The following is a 19217-nucleotide window of genomic DNA, read 5'->3' as shown; positions in this document are numbered from 1 at the left end:
ATAAAGCAAGTTTAGCTTTATGGCTTTTATTTGATTTAGCTTGTTATTTAAAAAGTTAAGTTTTACTTCTTAATACTGAGCTGTAAAAGATAATTGGTAAACTTCACCACCATCAAAGTCGATGATGCTACCACCTAAATGAAACTTATCACTGAAGAAGTATTTCGCTTGAATGCCTAAATCTGAGTCGTATGAACCAACACCAAATGATAAATTGCGATTCATGTAGTAATTAACCACCGCAGACGTGTAGTCTTCATTAAAGTAATAATCTTTTTCATGGTCTATATCTAAGCTAATAAACTGGTCACCAGAAAGCTTTTTAAAATAACGCCCAGAAAGGGTCCAAGTGTCTAAATCAGACTCGGTATCAAGGGTAACCCCGAAATAATCATGTTCATTAATTTGGTGGTTATACTCTGCTTTCAGCATAGTTTGATCGTTGCCATATTTACGATCTTGATATCGAATACTTAACTTTAATTTATCAGCAAATAAATAACCAAAACCAATTTCAGCATCATTGCGAATATGACTTATGTCTTCAGTACCACCAAATACGAACCACTCTTTAGTCGCAAACCATTCACCTGATACAGCAATATCTGTCACATTATCATAATTCAAGTAAGCCGCTTGAATATTGGTATCGGTATTTAAATAACCAAAATCATCCCACACACCTGAATGCTGTTGCGGCGCAAAAAAGTAATGACTAGAGACGTAATATGCATTATCTCCTTCTGGAAAATCAGCAATATTTACCTGATTGAATAACTGTTTAGACTCATCAGCTACAGAAGAAAATGAAGTAAGTGCTGCAATTACTGCAACAGTAAGAAGCTTTTTCATGGTATTCCTTTAATTTCCATTGAAAACATTGTCATTAGAGGCGGCATTCTAATCGAAATTACCTTAACCTCAAATGACTATTTGTTACAAAAGATTCTAATCTCTTGAGTTGTTTATCTTTATAGTTCAGTAAATTAAAGGCACACTTTAGCTACTTCTTACACGTGTTCAGTCAACCTAGAAACTTGGAGGCTCTTTTGAGCACTAACGACAAAAAGCAGCAGTCCGCTTTTAAGAGTCTGATACCTATTTTTGGTTTTATAAAACCTTACAAACTAGTTGCACTTTCAGCATTGTTAGTACTGCTATTTACTTCTGGCTTGAACCTGTTATTAGGTCAAGGGGTGAAATATGTCATCGACCATGGATTTATTGCAGGCTCTGTAGAACAGCTCACCAATGCGGTTTTTGTCATGATTGCACTGATTGTTTTATTTGCAGGCGGTACATTTACTCGATTTTATTTAATGAGCTGGATTGGCGAACGAGTCTGTAATGACATACGTAAGGCCGTGTTTAATAAAATTATCCACCTACACCCGAGTTACTTTGAAGAAAACCGCAGCGGTGAGCTGATGTCACGCTTAACCACGGACACCACACTGTTACAATCCATCGTAGGTTCTTCATTTTCAATGGCGCTGCGCAGTGCATTGATGATGATTGGCGGTTTAATCATGCTATTCATTCTGAACTTTAAACTAACTTTGCTGGTAATGCTTTGCGTGCCTTTGACCCTGCTCCCTCTTTTCTTTTTTGGAAAAAAAGTACGTAAGCTTTCAGAAAGCAGCCAAAGTGCTATTGCTGATATCAGTACCTATGCAGGTGAAATTATTCAGAACATAAAAGTAGTGCAAAGCTATACCCATGAAACAAAAGAAAAAGCCGCATTTGCTGGAGAAGTAGAAAAAGCGTTTACAGTCGCAAAACACCGCATCACCCAGCGTGCAATCTTAATTGCAGCTGTAATAGGTTTAACGTTTAGCGCCATAACCGTGATGCTCTGGGTTGGTGGTATGGATGTGATCGCTGGACGTATGTCTGGCGGTGAACTGGCAGCCTTTGTTTTTTATGCGGTGATTGTTGCCTCAAGTGTCGCAACTGTCTCTGAAGTATATGGTGAGCTTCAACGTGCAGCCGGTGCTGCAACCCGATTATTAGATTTATTGAATGTCAAAAGTGATATTACCAATAAATCTAATGCCTCCATGCTTACTTGGCATCAAGACGCTCATTTAAAGTTTGACAATGTCACCTTTAATTACCCTTCAAGGCCTGAAGTTGCGGCGCTTGATAAAGTTAATCTAACAGTCGAAAAAGGCAAAATTGTTGCCATTGTTGGCCCTTCAGGTGCTGGCAAAACCACCCTATTTGAGTTATTACAGCGCTTTTACGACCCGCAAACTGGAAACATTTGTATAGGCGAGCAATCTATTGATTCTCTGACTTTAGATTCACTTAGACACACAATGGGCATGGTGCCGCAAAACCCCGTGCTATTTAGCTCCGATGTCTGGCACAACATACGATACGGCAACCCGGATGCAACGGATGAACAAGTAATGGAAGCCGCAAAACGTGCCCATGCACATGACTTTATTACCAGTTTACCCGAAGGCTATGGCAGCTTTTTAGGCGAGCAAGGCGTAAGATTATCGGGTGGTCAAAAGCAGCGTATCGCGATTGCTCGAGCTATTCTAAAAGACCCATCGATTTTATTGCTTGATGAAGCCACCAGCGCCCTTGATGCAGAAAGTGAATTTCATGTTCAAGCTGCTTTAAATGAGCTAATGCAAGATAGAACGACGCTAATAATTGCCCATCGCCTAGCAACTGTAATGCATGCCGACACTATAGTGGTAATGGATAAAGGGCAAATTGTTGCGCAAGGCAATCATCAAACACTACTCAAAGAATCAAAGTTATATCAAAGACTTTGTGAGTTACAATTTGAACATTCAGGTAAATTAGCTTAGTCATTTTCTATGTTTTGATTTAACAATATTGCTTATCCCCTAGCTTGGTTATACTCAATCAAGCTAGGAAATCTCTTTTGAAGTAAACTCTTCAAATAATTTGAATATATCTATCAATTTCCTGCACTTATTTACCTCAACTAAACTTGCTAAATTTATCTCATCAAACAGCTAGAGATTAAGCAGCATGAAAATTATTCGTACCAACAAAGCACACGCCACCCAAGATGGTGCTGGCGTCAACATTAGCCGTATTGCGGGATTCGACGGTAGAAGCCTTGATCCATTTTTGATGATCGATGAACTAAAATCAGACAACAAAAATGACTTTATGGCAGGCTTTCCTGCCCACCCTCACCGTGGAATTGAAACCTTTACTTATATCCGTAAAGGCGGCTTTGAGCACCAAGATCAAATGGGGAATAAAAAAGCCATACGCGCAGGTGACGTTCAATGGATGAGCACTGGCCGTGGCGTAATACACTCTGAAATGCCACTCGCTGATGCCGAACACGGCATGCACGGCTTTCAGATTTGGTTAAATATGCCTGCAAAAGACAAAATGCGTCCGCCTCGTTATCAAGATACCACGGAGCAAAAAGTCCCCGTGTTACAAAATGACGCAGGTATAGAGCTAAGAGCACTGGCAGGAAGTTGGCAACTAGAGCAACAAACCGCGATATCTTCAATTGATGAATTAGCCGGTAATGGCGCGATTGCCGATGTAATATTACCAGCGAACACTGAAACAACCTTAGACATTTCGGCTCACAGTAAAGCCCTTGTTTATATTCACTCTGGCTCTATTGCTGACAATGAATATGTTGAAACCTATCAGTTTGAGGTTGACCCAAACGCACCGCTGACGTTAAAAGCAGGTGAAAGAGGGTTAGGTGTTTTAGTGTTAGTCGGCGAGCCTATTCGCGAGAAAATCGCCCACATGGGGCCTTTTGTGATGAACACCCAAGAAGAACTTCATCAAGCTGTTCGCGATTATCAAATGGGCCGCTTTGGCGACATTGTATAAGTGCTTTTCTGATTAAACCCTTTTTCAAACAAACAAAACTGACCTGAGTATTTTGATTCGGGTCATTATCCTGTTTATCATTAATTTAATGCTTCACAGCAATTTCCAAGCACGATGAGTTTTAAAAAGGAATGAAAAATGAAAGTTGATGATATCCGCGTCTTTATACCAGCAAAAGATTTTACTTTATCAAAAGCGTTTTATACTGCGCTTGGGTTTAACGGCAGTGATGCTTCAGAAGATTTAACCCTTTATGAAAAAGGCGATTGTTATTTTTTCTTAAGCCGCTTTTACAACCAAGAGCTAGCAACTAATTTAATGATGCAACTTTCGGTACATGACATTGATGAGGCTTATGAGCATATCTCTTCAATTCAAGGATTCGATATCAAATTTACCCAGATTAAAGCTGAACCATGGGGCAAAGTTGTTTATTTATGGGGGCCTTCTGGGGAGTTGTGGCATGTAACCGAGTTTAACTTGCGTTAAATCATTTACTGAACTGGCTGAATGTCTGACACACCTTGTTGCAAGTTTTGCTTTATTTTATCTATGAGCGTTCTGTAAACTAAGTAAAACCACTGAGCAACAAGGAATTACAGTGATAAGCGTAAATGATCTATGTTTTTCTCGCGCTGATGGCGACCACGTACAAACTCTATTCGATGGCTTTAGTTTTGAAGTCAGTGCACAAGAGCAAGTTGCATTACTGGGTGACAGTGGTTCAGGAAAAACCACCCTATTACACCTACTCGCTGGGTTGCTCAAACCCGATAGTGGCCAAATCAGTATTAATGGCGAGGTTATATCTACATATAATGACAAAAAGCTTGCCCATTATCGTCGAAAAATAGGCCTTATATTCCAGCATTACCAATTGCTCGATTGCCTGACTGTTAAACAAAACATCTTATTTCAGCACCAGCTCAACTACCCTAATCAAAATGCCAAAGAATTTGACCTTCTGATTGAGCAACTTGGTTTAAATGGCAAATTGAATAAGTTACCTCACCAATTGTCTGGTGGTGAGCAGCAACGTGTCGGTATAGCCAGAGCCTTATTAAACCAGCCTAAGCTTATACTTGCTGATGAACCTACCGGCAACTTAGATCAAGCTCGCTCACACCAAGTGGTTGAAATGCTAACAAGCTTATGTAAAGAACGACAAATTAATTTAGTTATGGTCACTCACTCGCAGCAACTGACACAGTATTTTGATACGGTGAAAGTACTCGCTAATGGGCAATTCAACGAGTAGATCATGGCTGAAATTAAACTCATATTAACGACGCACATTGCTTATTTTAGGCGTCACCCTTGGCTATTGTTGCTCTTTATCGTGGGGCTGAGTTTAGGCAGTGCCCTACTCACCGCCATTGCCGGACTTAACCAAGAAGCAAAAAATCGCCACAGTAAATCATCAGCTCTCATAGACTCTGCGGTTAGCCATATTGTAAAGCCCCCCATAGGGCAAGACTATCTCGATGGCAAGTTATGGTTGAAGTTACGCGAACATGGTTTCATCAACGCACAACCTGTATTGCGAGGAAAGTTGACTCTCGCTTCAGGTAAAATCCTTTACGTTCAGGGCATAAACAGTCTGGTCTGGATGACTCAGCCTATTCCGGCATTTTCTACACATACTGGAGAGAGCGAGAACACAGGCCTTGCATTTGACGCTATCATGATTGACAGCAATCGAGCACAAAGATATCAACTACATAAAGACGACAATACGCTTGCGCTGCAAAACAATCCGCATACGCCAAAATTTATATTAGTTGATGACATAGGTGTTTGGTCGCTCACCGATATTGCTTATGCAGACATGTTACTCAACGCACAAGGTAAACTCAGTTTTATCGAATTCACAGGCCTTACAACAGAGCAAGCTTCTCAGGTTGAAGCCATTTTAGGCCATGAAGCCAGATTAGTTGCCTCACAAGAGCAAGACTTTGATGCGCTCTCTGAAGCTTTCTTTTTTAACCTCGCAGCACTGGCGCTACTTGGCTATATTGTCGCTGCGTTTTTAAGCTTCAACGCCATTAAGCTTTCTATTGCTGGGCGCAAAAAACTGCTCACTCAATTTAACCTGTTGGGGTGCTCAAAACAGGCGATTACGACGGCCATTGTCATAGAGTTTACTCTAATGAGTTTTATCACCGCATTACTTGGCAGCGTGGCTGGCTTTTTAATTGCTAATGCACTGGTGCTCGATATAAACCGTACCTTAATGGGGCTATATCAGTTAGATAAAGCGCTTACCATAGGCTGGCAATGGCAAACTTTAGCACTGGGATTTATTGTCAACTTAGCGACATTGGCACTTATGGTGGTTTCTCAGAAAAACACGCTTAAAAACCAAGGCAATATGCTTTTCGGTCTATCGTTACTTGGTATTCTTGCAACACTAAGTTACTTGTATTTAAATGCCAGCACTGAATTTGAAGCGCTGTTATTGTGCTTTTTCATCTTAGCCTTGTTTGTGCTGCTCACACCAACCTGCTTACAAGGTTTATTGCGTTTCAAAAACCCATTTAAGCAGCCCATTTGGCAATGGCTTTATGCCGACAGTAAATCTCAATTAGCTGAATTACGTATTGCTATTGTGGCTATCTTAGTTGCTCTAGGTAGCGCTATTGGTATGCAAATTATGGTTAAGAGTTTCAGTAATACCCTCAATGCACATCTTGAAAAACAACTCAGTGCCGACATGTATATCCATGTTGATAAAGACCAACCAGAAATAAGAGCGAATTTAAATGGTGATGCTGATATTCAACGTGTTGGCATTTACATGGCATCTAACGGTTACATCGACGCTATGCCTGCAAAACTTGCCAGCTTTGGTAATAGCGCTGATGCTTTCTCACATATCAACTTAACTACAGGTAAGTCTGTCAGTGCTACACACTTTACTAATAATGGCTGCATAGCCAATGAACAAGCACTTATAAAACACGGTATTAAACTTGGTGATACTGTATTGTTCAGGCAAAACCAGCACAGTTTCTTATGTCGTATTTCAGCCTTTGCTTATGACTATGGAAATACCGCATTAGGACTCATTACTCTTGAAGACAATATCAAACAAAGCTCATTACATTGGCAAGTGTACGGCCTATCTCTGACATTGAACGAACAAGTATCAACTTCTCAAATTACTGAAAAACTTATTAATAACTATGGCATAGATAGCGCCGCTATTTCAGAAAATAAACGCTTTAAAGAAATCGCGAGGAAACTGTTTAACGACACCTTTAAAGTCACGAAAGTACTCAATGGTTTTATTCTCGCCATCGCACTGATCAGTTTATGTATTAGCTTATTAAGTCTCAGTGCCCAACACGCTAAACAACTGGCAGTACTGAATAGCCTTGGTGTCGATCCCACTCAATTACATAAGCTCAAACTCATACAAACCACTGGTTTAGTCGGTTTTACATGCTTATTTGCCATTCCGCTAGGGCTAGCTTTAGGCTTGGCGCTGCTAAAATACGTTATGCCCATTGCATTTGGTTGGACAATACATTTCTACCTAGATATACCTGCTCTGCTCAGCACCTGTTTATTCTTGCTTTTATCTGCTGTGATATGCGCTTATCTACCAGTGAAAAGGCTCACCGCCAGCTTACATCGTAAGGAAGGTTAATTGTGAAATCTGTTTATGTATTGTTATTAACTTTATTAATGCTGCTGGGGTGTGAAAAGGCGCCACAGCCGCAAGAAAAACAGCTTTTACATACCATGCGCGGCGAACCTGTCGATGCCAAACGTGGTGTGAAGTTTCCAGAAGATCATGGCGCACATTTCGCGCAAGGCATTGAATGGTGGTACATCACTGCAACCCTCACGGCTGAGACAGGTGAAACCTTTGGTGCGCAGTGGACGCTATTTAGAACCCAAGTCCCGCTGACATTAGAATCAACTTGGTGGGACGATCAGCTCTACTTCGCGCATTTCGCCCTGCAACATGAGCAAAAGCATGTTGCTTTTGAGCGCTATGCCCGTGCAGGCCAAGCGCAAATAACAACACAACCCTTTGCTGCTTTTTTAGATGATTGGTCACTTAAAAGTACAGCGCACAGTTTTCTACCTTTGCAAATGAAAGCCAAACAAGGCGACTATGCTATTGATGTTTCGCTAACTAACAGCCCACTTACGCTTCATGGTGACAATGGCTACAGTCAAAAAACACAAAGCGGTCATGCCTCTTACTATTTTAGCTACCCGTTTCTTGAAACCGCTGGCACCCTCACTTTTGCAGGTAAAGAGTATAAAGTCACAGGTAATGCTTGGTACGACCGAGAATGGTCAGCAAGCTTGATCGACAAAAATCAAATGGGTTGGGACTGGTTTAGCTTAGTAAGTAGCACTGATAAAAGTCAAAAAACAGGCCTGATGTTATTCTGCATCCGAGATGCACAACAAAACTATGATTACTGCAGCGGCACGCATATTGATGAAAAAGGGAAAACACAGCAAATTCTCAAACAAGATATTCTGCTAGAAAAACTTAAGCACATGAGTATTGATAACAAACACTACCCGAGCAAATGGCGTGTTACTTTACCGAATATCGAACCTATCGTGATTGAAACCATCACTAAAGACTCAGTCAATAAGCTCTCCATTCAATATTGGGAAGGCAGAGTCAAAGCCAGTGGCGGATTTGAGGGCATGGGATATGCGGAGTTATTTGGTTATTAAAATTTAGCGGCTTCATTAAGCCGCTTTTTAGAATAAAAACCTTTACACCTTCACGATAACCCTGAACTTTTTCTGTTCACTGCTATGCTATATAAAACAATAATCGCTAGCTTTGAAAATAATAAGCGTATCTAGGGACTGCTATTCAATGCTAAGAATCAACCTCACACCTTGGATGCTTGCTCTTTTTGTATATAGTTTAAGCGCCCAAAGCTCAACGAGCCCAACAAAAAAAGAACATCTACCCATTCGAATAATTACCAATAACTGGGCGTCGCAAAAAGTCATTTCTCATATCGTTGGCAATATCTACCAACAACTCGGCTTTAATGTCAGTTATGTAGAATTACCGACTGAAGGTCAATGGTATGCACTGAAATATAATAAGGCCGACATACAAGTAGAAGTATGGGAAGGCAGTATGGCAGATAAATATTATCAATTAAAAAAAGAAAATAGCATTATTGATGCGGGGCGCTATAACGCGACTACTCGAGAAGAATGGTGGTTTCCTAGCTATGTTAAAGAACAGTGCCCTAACTTACCAAACTGGACTGCATTAAACGAGTGCGCGGCTTTATTTTCAGATGAAAACTCAAACCGCGGTATATACTATGCTGGGCCATGGGAGAAGCCTGATAGAGCAAGGATCAGAGCATTAAAATTAAATTTTAAATTGATCAGCCTAAATTCTGCAGATGAACTTTGGGATAAATTAACAGAGGCTTATGCACTAAAGAAACCTATTTTGCTGTTTAATTGGACGCCCAATTGGGTCAATACCAAGTATCAAGGTGAATTTATTGAGTTTCCTGATTATGATGCTGAGTGCGAGACAGTGCCTGAGTGGGGCATAAATAAAACCTTTCTATACGACTGTGGTAACCCCAAATCAGCTTGGCTAAAAAAAGTAACGTCTCGAAGTTTAGCCGCTCGTAACCCATGCGCTTTGAATATTTTAAAAAATGTAAATTTAAACAACGCGCAATTTGAGGAAATAGCTGCTTTAGTCATGATTAAAGGGCTAACAATAGAAAATGCAGCTAAGCGTTGGCTAAGTGAAAACCAATCTCTATGGTCAAATTGGATAAGTAAAGAATGCCGATAGTTAATATCAACCTTTTTCAGATAGATAATTTAGTTAACTTGTCATTCTTTTTTAATTTTAAAAATACACACGCTTGCCAAAATCACACCTAAAACATTAACCACCACATAAACTTGTGGTGTGATATTAAAATGAAAGCTCATTGCCAAGGCAAATAAAAAGCCAAACTTCTGACCTTTTATTCCTACGACCAATATTTGGCAAAGCCAAAATAGTAAAACCAAGTAACGGGCAAACACCCTTGCTTTAAATAAGCTATAGCTGGCAAACACACCCATTACACAAAGTAAGGCTGAAAATGGTGCAAACTTTAAACTAGTCATATAGATATAGCTGTTTGCGCCTAAGCTTAAAATAGCCGCAATAGCGGTGATGGAAGACATGAACAAGAGGGTTTTATTACGGAGCAGCACGTCTCAACCTCGCACCAAAAATACATTTTTTGCAATGATAAGAAATTTCACAAGATGCAACAATGATTAAAATAAAAAAAGCCCCAGAAATGGGGCATAAGTAGCTCAAGCTTGGATGGGAGATAAGCCTTAACTTATTGAAACAACTCATTCTGATAGCACTATAAGCAGTTGGCTTTACTAACCTGAGTGAGCTCACAGTGTATTACTTTATTTGCACTCATTGATGTCAATTTTGCTTTTAAATGTAAGCGGTTATGTATAGCGACATACTCTAGAATAAATCGAATACAAAAAAGGCGCTTATATCAACAAGCGCCTTTCAATATTTTTTATTTATGAAGCCAAAATTAGCTTTGTGTTAAACGTGCTCGTGCAGCGTGTAGTTTCTTATAGCTTTCGATTAAACGTAAATGCTTATCTAAGCCTTCAAGGTTCATGCTGGTTTCAGTTAAACCATAGAAAGTTACATCGCCATTGATTGAGCCGACAACAGCATCCATCACTTCTTGACCGAACATGCGTGTGAAACTGTGAATGTAATCTTCAATTTCAAGCTCTTCATCAAGTGCTACTTCTAAGGTTGCATCCATCGCTTGGTAAAATAAACCACGTTCAACAATGGTGTTGTCGTTGTATTGTAAGAAGGCTTCAACCAACTCTTTGGTTGCTTCTAAATCACCTAACGCTAAATAAATTAATAGCTTAAGCTCAAGAATTGTCAGCTGACCCCACACTGTGTTTTCGTCAAACTCAATACCAATTAATGTGATGATGTCGATGTAGTTGTCTAGTTCAGACTCTTCTAAACGCTCAACTAAATCAGCCAATTCATCTTCACTCAAACGATGAAGATTTAAGATGTCTTCACGATATTGCAGGGCTTTATTGGTGTTATCCCAAATTAAGTCTTCAACCGGATACACTTCTGAGTAGTCTGGTACAAGAATACGACATGCGTTACCAATGTGTGTAAATTCAGCCACATAAGCTTCTTTACCCATTGATTCTAAAACACCAAATAACTTGTCTGACTCTTCTTCAGTTGTGCCTGAGAAGTCCCATTCAACAAACTCATAATCGTGCTTCGCACTGAAGAAACGCCAAGAAATTTTACCTGTTGAATCAATAAAGTGTTCAACAAAGTTCTCAGGCTCTTGCACGGCCATGCTGTTAAATGTTGGCTTAGGTACGTCGTTTAAGCCCTCGAAGCTACGACCTTGCAGAAGCTCAGTTAAGCTTCGCTCAAGGGCCACTTCAAAGCTTGGGTGGGCACCGAATGACGCAAATACACCACCCGTTTTTGGGTTCATTAGCGTCACACACATAACAGGGAATTGACCGCCAAGTGATGCGTCTTTGACTACAACCGGGAAGCCCTGATCTTCAAGACCTTGAATACCTTCAACAATACCTGGGAACTTATCTAATACGGCTTGTGGTACATCTGGTAATACAATTTCTTGCTCGATGATCTGACGCTTAACCGCACGCTCAAATATTTCAGACAAACACTGAACTTTCGCTTCAGCTAGGTTATTACCTGCACTCATACCATTACTTAAGAATAAGTTTTCGATTAAGTTGGTTGGGAAGTAAACCGTTTCACCGTCTGAGTGACGTGTGTAAGGAATTGAACAAATACCACGTTCAACATTACCTGAGTTGGTATCGATCAGGTGCGAACCACATAACTCACCCTCTGGATCGTAAATCTCGCGCGTGTATTCGTCTAAGATCTCAGTTGGTAATTCATCTTGTTCGTTTGGCTTAAACCATTTTTCATTTGGATAATGCACAAATTCAGCATTGGCAATTTCAGTACCGAAGAACTGGTCGTTGTAGAAGAAATTACAGCTTAAGCGCTCAATGAATTCACCTAGTGCCGAGCATAATGCGCTCTCTTTGGTTGCACCTTTACCATTGGTAAAGCACATTTCAGAAGCCGCATCACGGATATGCAAAGACCAAACATTCGGTACGATATTACGCCATGAAGAAATTTCTATCTTCATGCCTAAGTCTTCCATTACCGATGTCATATTGGCAATGGTCTGCTCAAGCGGAAGGTCTTTACCTAAAATATATGTCTCTGTGCCGCCTTCTGGCGTTGTCATCAACATCGCTTGCGCGTCAGCGTCTAGGTTTTCAACGGTTTCAAGTTGGAAATCAGGGCCAGTTTGGATCACCTTTTTCACAGTACAGCGGTCAACCGCGCGCAACATACCTTCTCTATCTCTCTCAGAGATATGCTCTGGGATCTCTACCTGAATTTTAAAAATCTGGTTATAGCGATTTTCAGGATCAACAATGTTGTTTTGCGCGACACGAATGCCATCAGTCGGAATATCACGGGCGTTACAGTACACTTTAATAAAGTAAGCCGCACACATTGCTGATGAAGCTAAGAAGTAATCGAATGGGCTTGGTGCTGAGCCATCACCTTTATAACGAATTGGTTGATCGGCAATAATTGAGAAATCATCGAATTTCGCTTCAATTCGAAGATTATCAAGAAAGTTAACTTTGATTTCCATAGAGCGGTTTCCACGGTCGCGCGCTTACTATGCTTTGTAAGCGCTTTTCTAAAAATACCGCTAATTATCCGCTTTTTCTGCTCAACTGTCTTGGGTTAATTATAAAAAAACGCTAACGGCAGACTAAAATGCCTTTTGCAGAAAAATATCGTAGCGATACTCGTTCAATTTACTGGTTTTTTTAGCCGTCATCATTTTTTGCTCTTGCTTAGATTTACGTTTAAACAAGCCATCTTTGTCGTTTAAAGGCTGATCGGGAAAATATAGCTGCGTCAGTAAAGACTCATAACCGTACTTACTGATTTTTATATGGATATGAGGTGTACGTTGCTGCGGTGCATTTAACGGATATGCTCCCGGCATTACAGTTTTGAACTTAAAGCGACCTTGTTTGCCACTTTGTAAAATCGCCCACCCTTGGAAATGCGGGTCAATTGGCGCTTCACTGTTATCGTGAGGGTGATGATATTTACCATAACTATTAGCCTGCCATAGATCTATGGTTACATCTTCAATGGCATTACCATCTTGATCAAACACTTGTCCAAAGATTTCTATAATTGTGCCTTTGGCACGCCCTACTTTACCTTCGACTTGGGTTAAATCTGCATCCTTGTCTTTTTGCGGCGTTATGGGGTAAAACGGCCCTTCGACTTCCCTAGGGGTTAACATTTTACCACCAGCCTGTGCACCGAACGTTTGGCTTATAAGTAAACCGCCCATCGAGCCTAAGGCTGCACTTTTAATAAATTCTCTGCGCTTCATTGTATTCTCCTCACCTGCTTAACTAGGCTTTTTGTCATTGCATGGTTTTCACTGTAAAGCGTAGCGATTTATTCGTCTTATCAATCTTCTATTATTTTCCTAATCGAGAGTTAAAATAAATTTAACTTTATTTTTTATAAACTTATGGAAGGTAATAGATCATTCATGCAAAATTATTCTGGGCTCAGACTGCCATACAACATCTAACTCTATAGGTTGGTTTGTTGAAAACTGATAAAACATTCTGCCATCTTCTTTCCACTGTTTTACCATTACGCCTGGCGCTTGGCTTTCATGCTTCAATTGGGTCGAAAGTGTTGTTCTTAGCATAGCTTTAACAGGCTCTCCCGTTTGAGATGGCTCTGCAATTAACCCTTTGTTTGCTCTTTCTAAAGGATTTTGAATTTCAAACTCTGGTTGATAACCCACCATAGGTAAAATTGATTGCGCCGCGATTTGTGACCACTTAGGTTTAATTATCAAGTGCTCTGAACTTGGCCAAAACATTACTTGCTTGAGCATAAAGCTCACTTTCAGGTTAAGCGACTGCCCGACCTCTAATGGTTTAGCTAATCCAATTTCATACTGATTGAGTTTAGGTGGCTTTATTTCCCCTTCTCTGTTTATCAGAGTCAAACTCCAGTTTCTATGATTGCCATCTCGACTAACTAAAAAGTGACTGATTGGATATTCACTGGTATTTTTTAACGTGTATTGCACATCAAAGTATGCTTTGCCTTGCTCTGGGTAAAACGCGATTTTAGTCTCTAATTCTGTCATTGTTGGTTTAGGTAAGTCGGCAAAGTGCCTGAAGGCTTGCTCGTATTGCGCTTGCCACTGCATTCTTTGCTTTTGATAGGTCAAAGGTTTTTCATTGGTTATTTGAACATGCATACCACCACCGACTCCTAGCGTTAGTAACACCATCACAACAGCTGGCATGCTCCAAATTTTTTTATTTATCACATACCCTGTCCCTCTATGTGACAGCTTTACGGCAAATACACAAAGCGTTGCAGCGACCAGACTCCAAAACAGCATAAATGGTAAAAATACCTGTTCACTCTCTAAAAACAGCTTTGTTTGAGAGGCAGGTTGCAATGGCGAACCCGCAATATTCCAGAGTAAGTGTGTTATTCCCAGCGCCGAGGTAATGGGTGTGAACTTAATAATTAGCAATGCAAATATACACAGCCCTGCTTTAATCACAGATTTAGCAATATGATGAATACATACAAATATCACGGCCAATAGCGCTTGTGGTATTAGACTAAATATTATTTGCTGTACATAGTGCGACAGCGAAATATCACTACCCGCTATGAGCTCAGCCATTAGGCTCGCAACCCCCATAAAAACAGTTAAAACCAACAAGCAAAATAACAATGTAACCATATCTGCCATGATTTTTTTCCAGTTACTAATTGGTGTCGAAGACAATACATCTGCAAACTGGTTACGCTGGGTATGCCAACAAACTAGTCCGCTCCAGAGCGCCAGACACACCGAAGTAAATAGCAAATATACGTCCCAGGCGACGGCATTGAGTGAAGTTATGCTGTTATTGAGATTATAAGCTTGAGCTGAAAGCAACGTTGAAAGTGCCTCATTGAGAACAATACTGGCCCAAACAACTAAAATGACAGGGGTAAGCTTTGAGTTCAACAACACTTTAAAGTTTAAAAAAAGCAAATGAACAACAGGCAGATCGGGTAGACGCTTATAAACAAAATGATGTCTAGTTTCTTCCTGAGTAGTTTTAACCGCCTTTTTATTATTGTGCTCAACATTTAAATTAATACTGACTTTAGACAAAGCCAAAAACACAAGCACGCCCACTATAAAATAAACGATTCTATTAACTATAAAGGGCACATTTGAAGCTTGATCACTAACATTGATATCTAACAAAGGCGTTATACCAAACGGGTCTGCCCAGAGCATAAATGTATAAAACATTTCACTCACTATCGCGCTGCCCGACAAAAACGGAAACCCTAAAGTACCGCCAATGACTATGTAAACAATGCCTACGTCAGCACTGATGGCATACAAGGTAAACGGCGTACATGACCGTTTAACCAAATAAAAGGCGATTAATATCAGCAAAAAACTACTTTGAACAATGCCAAATAGACTGATCAAAAAGAAGCTTTGCAAACCCATCAACCAAGTTGTTTGACTTGCAAATACACCACAGACGACTACAAAGCCGAACAACATGGGAAAACTTAAAATAGCGGTCGATACAAACACTCTGGTACGCCATCGCACCCGAAAAGACACAGGGGTTACATCGATAAGCGCCATCATGTTCGACGTACTGTCTCTAAATAGTAAAGTGGCTGCAATTACGGCAAAAGCCGCTGGCATTATCAACATTTGCAAAAGCGCATACACTTGGTAGAGCTCATTAACCGTGCTTTGTTCATGCAAACTACCTAAACCTATTAGAGTGCTAAATAAACACACAGCGATACTCGCCACCCATACAATTGGTTGTCGATATGCGTATTTCAACTCATTATTTATTAGCATGACGCGCCTCCTTTTTATGAAGCTCTAAAAAATAACGGTCTTCTAATTTTGCAAGTTGAGGGCGTGCATTCGCAGTAGGCTGTTGCTCACTATAAATTCGCCACGATGGCTTGCCATATTTATAGCTTTTACTTAAAACCTGAGCATGGCTCTCAGGAAGCGTGTCACTCAACCATATTTTGTTATTTAGTGGCGCAATTAAGGTTTCTACGTCATCGCTGTCGATGATTTGGCCTTCTATCAACATAGCAACTTGATGGCAAAGGTTTTCAATGTCTTCAACTATGTGGGTAGAGAGAATGATTAATTTATCAGCGCTTATTTCAACTAAAACATCATGTAAACGCTCACGCTCTGCGGGGTCGAGTCCTGACGTTGGTTCATCCATGATCAGTAATTTGGGTTCACCGAGTAAAGCTTGAGCAATGCCAAAGCGCTGTTTCATCCCCCCAGAAAAAGTCGAAACGTGGCGTTTAGTAACTGAAGTTAAATTTGTCAGCGCTAATAATTCTGGAATTTGCTTTTTGTATTGCTGGGGCGATAACCCTTTTAACACCGCAATATGGGTTAATAATGCTTCGCAAGACATATTGGGATACACACCAAAATGCTGAGGTACGTAGCCTAATTGTTTGCGTAGCATAGAAGGGTCTTGCAAACATGATTTGCCTAAAAACGCATAGTCGCCTTGATCTGGCGCTTGTAAACAGGCAAGCGTTCGCATCAGGGTTGATTTGCCGGCGCCATTTGGTCCTAGTAAGCCAACCATACCTTTGTGTAATTCTAGATTAATCTGCTTTAGGGCATGTGTGCCGTCAGGATATTGCTTATTTATGTCAGTTAAAACTAGCATGTATCACCTCTGTTCAACTTTGTTCAGTGGTTTTATGCTATTGAGTAAATTGATTACTGACTATTACTTGATGACGTCTTGCTTTGTTTAAATGATAAAGCACAAAAATGGCTTTTCATCATTTAAAAATGCACTTTCGTCACTTCAAAAGCGCTCTAGGTCGCCTTATATTGTGTGTTTAAGATATAGTGGCATTATCTACTTTTCGCAGTAAACTTTTTATAAACAGCGTTATGAGCCAATTGTTCCAAAGCAGCCCGACACTATTTATTTCACGTTTTGTGCCTATGCTATGCGCGCTCATGATTGTGACTCACTTACAATTTTTGTCAGCAAAACAGACAAGCGCTTTAGTGTATATAAGCACATTCATTGAAGTCGGTATGATGAGTTTGCCTATGCTACTTGCTCATTTAGCTACTTATAATAAGTACATATTGAAGCGGCTTATTTATTGGTCTCTTGGTTTCGTTGTTTACCCCGTCGCCCTTTTTACCTTACAAACACTGCAACCAACTTTTTTGAATGCTCACCTTAGTTTTAATGGCGTAATGATTTTTATTGGCTTGAGTCTGTGTAGTATCTTTATACCTTTGGTCAAATTTAAGTTGAGGAGCATAAATAGTGGGTACTTACAAACCATAAAAATTGAAGACCTATTTATGCTTATAGCACTAGGGGCTTGGGTTATTTTGATGTGTTTAGCCAACAGCCATGATGAAGCTTTAACACTCACCCCTAATACCCTAGTTATCAGCCTAGACGTAGGAGTGACAGAGTTTAAAGCGCTTATTTGGACTGGCATACAATCTAGTATTATTGCAGCACTTATCTGGGTAATTTATTGGTTGAACAAGCGTTTTCTCATCGCAAAACTACTTGGGCAATTCGGTTTATTTAATTATTTGTGCGGTACATTCGTCTACTTACTTATCTGCACACCGATTGTGTTTTCCCTCATTAATGTATTACCCATATCTGGGCAAACATTGTTACTCATACCTTCAAATGCACAAGGTATTTTTCAACCACAAAACTATGTGTTTACTTTCAGCTTAATAGCACTTAGCACCCCGATTATTCTGCTCTGTCGACACCACAGAACAGAGCGCAAGCTGTTCGAATTAGAACAGCAAAACAAACAGGCTGAGCTCACTTTGCTGCAACAGCAAATAAACCCACATTTTTTGTTCAATTCACTTAACAATATTTATGGCAAAGTGCTTTGTCAGTCTGACGATGCGCCAAACTTGATCGAACACTTATCGAGCTTGCTGCAACACTCTGTGTATAAAGGGCACAAAGACTTTGTCTCTCTTGAAGATGAGCTCAACTACATCAAACACTTTATTGAGCTACAAAAAGTGAGATTAAGCGGCAATATTAATTTGAGTGTTAACCTACCAAGACTCAACACCTCAGCACATCAAATCGCACCACTGCTGCTCATTGTGCCCATTGAAAATGCTTTTAAACATGCAATAGCCAATAGCCTTGAGCGTTGCAATATTCGAATTGACTGTCAGCTAGAAGGTAATCGCTTAGCCTTAATCTGCGAAAACAGTTTTAGCGACCAAATGGCCAAAGATATGAAGCAAAGCGAGGAGCATACCGGCGTTGGCTTACAAAATTTAAGCAAACGGCTTTCTCTCATTTATGCTAATACTCACCAATTAAACTATGGTCCTGAGGGTGATCATTGGCAGTGCAATTTAGAAATAGAGCTAACATGAAACATAAAGTTGTATTAATAGATGATGAGCCGATTGCACACCAAGTGCTGCTTCATCATTTAAAAAAGTACCCTAATTTTGAGGTTGTCGCTCAGTGCTATAGTGCCGTTGAAGCATTGCAAGTATTAGCCAATCAAGACATTGATTTATTATTTTTAGATATCAACATGCCTGCCCTAACTGGTATTGAGATGCTAAAAGTTGTTAAACAGTGCCCGCCAGTGATCATCGTTAGCGCCCACCCTGAATATGCCATAGACGGCTTTGAACTCAATGTGGTCGACTACTTGTTAAAACCCGTCAATGAAACTCGTTTTGCGCAAGCCATTAATAAGCTCTCTTTTGTAGCGACCAGCTCAAATACAGCAACGTCTTTAACCCTCAAAGTAGGTAGAAGTTTAGAAAAAGTCACCCTTACAGACATTACATACCTCGAATCTTACGGTAACTATGTAAAAGTATGGGTTAAAGACACCATGATACTCGCCAATACCACGTTAAAATCTTTAATCGATGAATTACCAAAAGAAAACTTCGTACAAATCAATAAATCAACGGTGATTAATCTAACGCACATCCATAGCGTTACAAGCAAAGACGTCACGCTCAGTGATGGACAAACTAAGAAAGTCAGCAAGCTATTTATTGATGACACAAAAGTATTGCTAAAAAGCAGCTAACCTAATTCAATAAAAAAGCCCGCTT

At 40.1% G+C, this 19217-nt stretch carries 15 protein-coding genes; 9 read left to right on the top strand and 6 right to left on the bottom strand.

The genetic code is table 11. From position 1 onward, the window contains the following. Positions 1 to 69: 69 nt before the first annotated feature. Complete coding sequence (locus ABMY35_RS08915) at positions 70 to 852, bottom strand: putative porin (protein WP_349285886.1); 783 nt, start codon at positions 850 to 852, stop codon at positions 70 to 72. Between the two features lie 197 nt (positions 853 to 1049). Between ABMY35_RS08915 and ABMY35_RS08910 the strand changes: the two genes are divergently transcribed. The 7 genes from ABMY35_RS08910 (at position 1050) to ABMY35_RS08880 (ending at position 9673) form a co-directional block, all read left to right on the top strand. After that, positions 1050 to 2828, top strand: coding sequence for an ABC transporter transmembrane domain-containing protein (locus tag ABMY35_RS08910; protein WP_349285885.1), 1779 nt, complete (start codon positions 1050 to 1052; stop codon positions 2826 to 2828). A 187-nt stretch (positions 2829 to 3015) separates the two neighbouring features. Beyond that, entirely contained in the window at positions 3016 to 3855 is an 840-nt protein-coding gene (locus tag ABMY35_RS08905; protein WP_349285884.1) for a pirin family protein, read from the top strand. 138 nt (positions 3856 to 3993) lie between these two features. After that, positions 3994 to 4344, top strand: a complete 351-nt coding sequence (locus ABMY35_RS08900) for a lactoylglutathione lyase (RefSeq protein WP_349285883.1) — start codon at positions 3994 to 3996, stop codon at positions 4342 to 4344. Positions 4345 to 4456: 112 nt separating this feature from the next. After that, positions 4457 to 5113 carry an ATP-binding cassette domain-containing protein gene (locus tag ABMY35_RS08895; protein WP_349285882.1) on the top strand — a complete coding sequence of 219 codons (657 nt, stop codon included), beginning with the start codon at positions 4457 to 4459 and terminating at the stop codon, positions 5111 to 5113. A gap of 3 nt (positions 5114 to 5116) precedes the next feature. Beyond that, the gene (locus ABMY35_RS08890; protein WP_349285881.1) at positions 5117 to 7507 is read left to right on the top strand and encodes an FtsX-like permease family protein; all 2391 of its coding nucleotides are present in this window, start codon (positions 5117 to 5119) and stop codon (positions 7505 to 7507) included. A 2-nt stretch (positions 7508 to 7509) separates the two neighbouring features. Next, positions 7510 to 8565 carry a lipocalin-like domain-containing protein gene (locus ABMY35_RS08885; RefSeq protein ID WP_349285880.1) on the top strand — a complete coding sequence of 352 codons (1056 nt, stop codon included), beginning with the start codon at positions 7510 to 7512 and terminating at the stop codon, positions 8563 to 8565. 148 nt (positions 8566 to 8713) lie between these two features. After that, entirely contained in the window at positions 8714 to 9673 is a 960-nt protein-coding gene (locus ABMY35_RS08880; protein ID WP_349285879.1) for an ABC transporter substrate-binding protein, read from the top strand. A 41-nt stretch (positions 9674 to 9714) separates the two neighbouring features. Here ABMY35_RS08880 and ABMY35_RS08875 read toward each other — a convergent pair whose 3' ends face one another. The 5 genes from ABMY35_RS08875 to ABMY35_RS08855 form a co-directional block, all read right to left on the bottom strand. Further along, the gene (locus tag ABMY35_RS08875) at positions 9715 to 10056 is read right to left on the bottom strand and encodes a hypothetical protein (RefSeq protein ID WP_349285878.1); all 342 of its coding nucleotides are present in this window, start codon (positions 10054 to 10056) and stop codon (positions 9715 to 9717) included. Positions 10057 to 10436: 380 nt separating this feature from the next. Next, complete coding sequence (locus tag ABMY35_RS08870) at positions 10437 to 12623, bottom strand: OsmC domain/YcaO domain-containing protein (RefSeq protein ID WP_349285877.1); 2187 nt, start codon at positions 12621 to 12623, stop codon at positions 10437 to 10439. A 123-nt stretch (positions 12624 to 12746) separates the two neighbouring features. Next, positions 12747 to 13388 (bottom strand): protocatechuate 3,4-dioxygenase, encoded by a 642-nt coding sequence (locus ABMY35_RS08865; protein WP_349285876.1) that lies wholly within the window; start codon positions 13386 to 13388, stop codon positions 12747 to 12749. Positions 13389 to 13547: 159 nt separating this feature from the next. Then, complete coding sequence (locus ABMY35_RS08860; protein WP_349285875.1) at positions 13548 to 15926, bottom strand: hypothetical protein; 2379 nt, start codon at positions 15924 to 15926, stop codon at positions 13548 to 13550. Next, positions 15913 to 16779 carry an ABC transporter ATP-binding protein gene (locus ABMY35_RS08855; protein ID WP_349285874.1) on the bottom strand — a complete coding sequence of 289 codons (867 nt, stop codon included), beginning with the start codon at positions 16777 to 16779 and terminating at the stop codon, positions 15913 to 15915. The genes ABMY35_RS08860 and ABMY35_RS08855 overlap by 14 nt, the downstream gene beginning before the upstream one ends. 662 nt (positions 16780 to 17441) lie before the next feature. On the opposite strand from ABMY35_RS08855, the gene ABMY35_RS08850 reads away from it, so the two are divergent. Continuing rightward, on the top strand, positions 17442 to 18512 hold the full coding sequence (locus tag ABMY35_RS08850; protein ID WP_349285873.1) for a histidine kinase: 1071 nt from the start codon (positions 17442 to 17444) through the stop codon (positions 18510 to 18512). Beyond that, on the top strand, positions 18509 to 19192 hold the full coding sequence (locus ABMY35_RS08845; RefSeq protein ID WP_349285872.1) for a LytTR family DNA-binding domain-containing protein: 684 nt from the start codon (positions 18509 to 18511) through the stop codon (positions 19190 to 19192). The genes ABMY35_RS08850 and ABMY35_RS08845 overlap by 4 nt, the downstream gene beginning before the upstream one ends. Positions 19193 to 19217 lie beyond the last annotated feature (25 nt).

It is taken from the genome of Pseudoalteromonas sp. BZB3 (genome assembly GCF_040104455.1).
Lineage (GTDB): Bacteria > Pseudomonadota > Gammaproteobacteria > Enterobacterales > Alteromonadaceae > Pseudoalteromonas.
This window is presented reverse-complemented; position numbering and strand designations above follow the sequence as displayed.

Excerpts from the sequence above, each read along its gene's own strand:
- ABMY35_RS08915 (WP_349285886.1), bottom strand. The coding sequence starts at position 852 with ATGAAAAAGCTTCTTACTGTTGCAGTAATTGCAGCACTTACTTCATTT.
- ABMY35_RS08905 (WP_349285884.1), top strand. The coding sequence starts at position 3,016 with ATGAAAATTATTCGTACCAACAAAGCACACGCCACCCAAGATGGTGCT.
- ABMY35_RS08900 (WP_349285883.1), top strand. The coding sequence starts at position 3,994 with ATGAAAGTTGATGATATCCGCGTCTTTATACCAGCAAAAGATTTTACT.
- ABMY35_RS08890 (WP_349285881.1), top strand. The coding sequence starts at position 5,117 with ATGGCTGAAATTAAACTCATATTAACGACGCACATTGCTTATTTTAGG.
- ABMY35_RS08880 (WP_349285879.1), top strand. The coding sequence starts at position 8,714 with ATGCTAAGAATCAACCTCACACCTTGGATGCTTGCTCTTTTTGTATAT.
- ABMY35_RS08875 (WP_349285878.1), bottom strand. The coding sequence starts at position 10,056 with ATGTCTTCCATCACCGCTATTGCGGCTATTTTAAGCTTAGGCGCAAAC.
- ABMY35_RS08870 (WP_349285877.1), bottom strand. The coding sequence starts at position 12,623 with ATGGAAATCAAAGTTAACTTTCTTGATAATCTTCGAATTGAAGCGAAA.
- ABMY35_RS08865 (WP_349285876.1), bottom strand. The coding sequence starts at position 13,388 with ATGAAGCGCAGAGAATTTATTAAAAGTGCAGCCTTAGGCTCGATGGGC.
- ABMY35_RS08860 (WP_349285875.1), bottom strand. The coding sequence starts at position 15,926 with ATGCTAATAAATAATGAGTTGAAATACGCATATCGACAACCAATTGTA.
- ABMY35_RS08855 (WP_349285874.1), bottom strand. The coding sequence starts at position 16,779 with ATGCTAGTTTTAACTGACATAAATAAGCAATATCCTGACGGCACACAT.
- ABMY35_RS08850 (WP_349285873.1), top strand. The coding sequence starts at position 17,442 with ATGCTTATAGCACTAGGGGCTTGGGTTATTTTGATGTGTTTAGCCAAC.
- ABMY35_RS08845 (WP_349285872.1), top strand. The coding sequence starts at position 18,509 with ATGAAACATAAAGTTGTATTAATAGATGATGAGCCGATTGCACACCAA.